Below are 1,605 nucleotides of genomic sequence, written 5' to 3'. Positions count from 1 at the left end.
GCCAGCAGCTTCAACCCGGGAATGGGGCGCCCCGAGGCCAACATGATGCGCGTTCCGGCCGCGCGCATGGCCTCGAAGGCACGTCGAGTTCCCGGTTCGAGGTCCTTGGCGCTGTTCAGCAAGGTGCCGTCCATGTCGAAGGCGACGAGTTGGTAGTCGGGGGACATGATTCGTTCTCCTGTTGCGTTTAAGTCGATTGGCTCGCGCCGGGCGAACGGGGAGTCCGCTCACGCTGACCCGGCTCAACCCTAGTCAGCTCGACCCCGTACTCAGAACGTCAGGACCAGCCGCCCCCGCACGCCGCCCTCCTGCAAACGCCGGTGGGCTTCCGTCGCCTGGGCGGCGGGCAACGTGTCGGCCACCTCCAGGGTCACGACGCCGCTCTCCACCAGTTCGCGCAGTGCGTCCAGTTTCTCGCCGTGGTGGTATTCGTCGCCCACCCACACGCGGTGGAAGGTCAGGTCACTGTCCTCTGGTCCTTGCCAGAAGCGCACCGTGGCGAATCCTCCCCCGGAGCGAACTGCCGGTATGGCAATCTCATTCATCACCGCGGCATCAACCAGTCCATCCACACCGTCCGGGTAGATCTCGCGCACCTTGTCCGCGAAATCATCGCCTCGCTCCACCACGTGATCGGCGCCGAAGGCGACCACGCGCTCGCGGTCCTTCGCGGCGGCGTCGGCGATCACCGTGAGCCCCTGGAGCTTGGCCAGTTGAATAACGTAACCGCCCAGGGTTCCTGCCGCTCCGGTGACGGCCAGCACCTGACCGGGTTCGAGCGCCAATTTCTCCAACGCCTGCGTGGCGGTGAGCCCGTTCATGGGCAACGTGCTGGCTTCTTCCAGCGATCGGCCTTGCGGGATCCGGGCCAGGGAGTCCGCATCCGCGACAAGGTATTGCGCGTACGCGCCACCGTGGCCCCGCAGCGGGATCGCAATCGCCATGACCCGATCACCGACCGACCACGGGGACGTGTCCAGATCAGCGGTGGGCTCGCCGACCTCGTCGATCACGCCCGCCGCATCCATCCCCGGTACGTGCGGGGCGGGCAGTTGCGCGGGAGCGCCGTTGCCCTGACGCGTCTCCGTGTCCGTGGGGTTGACCGCCGCGGCCTTCACCGCGATCCGAACTTCTCCGGGCCCGGCATGAGGCTCCGGGACATCGTGGACGTCGAGAGCCTCGGGCCCTCCGAATTCTGTAAATCCAATGACTCGCATACTTACGTTAACGACTCAGGTCGGCAGGAATTCCTGCGGGACACCTCGTGTGCCACGGGTCTACGCTCGAACCATGGGTATCCAACGAATGGACAACGTGGCCATCGTGGTCAGGGACCTGGACGGCGCCGTCGACTTCTTCACCGAGCTGGGCATGGAGCTGGAGGGGCGCACGCCCATCGAGGGGCTCTTTGCGGATCAAACCGTGGGCCTCCATGGGATCCGCAGCGAGATCGCCATGATGCGCACTCCGGACGGGCACGGCCGGGTGGAGCTGACCACCTACCACTCCCCCGACGTGATCACACCGGACCCGCTCGCGCCAGCACCCAACACCGTGGGGCTGCACCGCATCATGTTCGCGGTCGACGACATCGACGACACCATC

3 protein-coding genes are annotated in these 1,605 nt (G+C 66.2%); 1 reads left to right on the top strand and 2 read right to left on the bottom strand.

Annotation, left to right across the window (positions count from 1 at the left end; genetic code table 11):
* On the bottom strand, positions 1 to 134 hold a 134-nt coding region (locus tag Q4E95_RS13710), incomplete at its 3' end, for an HAD hydrolase family protein (RefSeq protein ID WP_303383823.1).
* Between the two features lie 135 nt (positions 135 to 269).
* Entirely contained in the window at positions 270 to 1,217 is a 948-nt protein-coding gene (locus tag Q4E95_RS13705) for an NADP-dependent oxidoreductase (protein ID WP_303383822.1), read from the bottom strand.
* A gap of 73 nt (positions 1,218 to 1,290) precedes the next feature.
* Here Q4E95_RS13705 and Q4E95_RS13700 point away from each other — a divergent pair.
* A partial coding sequence (locus Q4E95_RS13700; protein WP_303383821.1) for a VOC family protein occupies positions 1,291 to 1,605 on the top strand: 315 nt, incomplete at its 3' end.

This window comes from Kocuria sp. (assembly GCF_030536815.1).
In the GTDB taxonomy this organism is placed as follows: domain Bacteria; phylum Actinomycetota; class Actinomycetes; order Actinomycetales; family Micrococcaceae; genus Kocuria; species Kocuria gwangalliensis.
This window is presented reverse-complemented; position numbering and strand designations above follow the sequence as displayed.

Bases quoted from the DNA above. Each gene is read 5' to 3' on its own strand.
- Q4E95_RS13705 (WP_303383822.1), bottom strand. From the start codon at position 1,217: ATGCGAGTCATTGGATTTACAGAATTCGGAGGGCCCGAGGCTCTCGAC.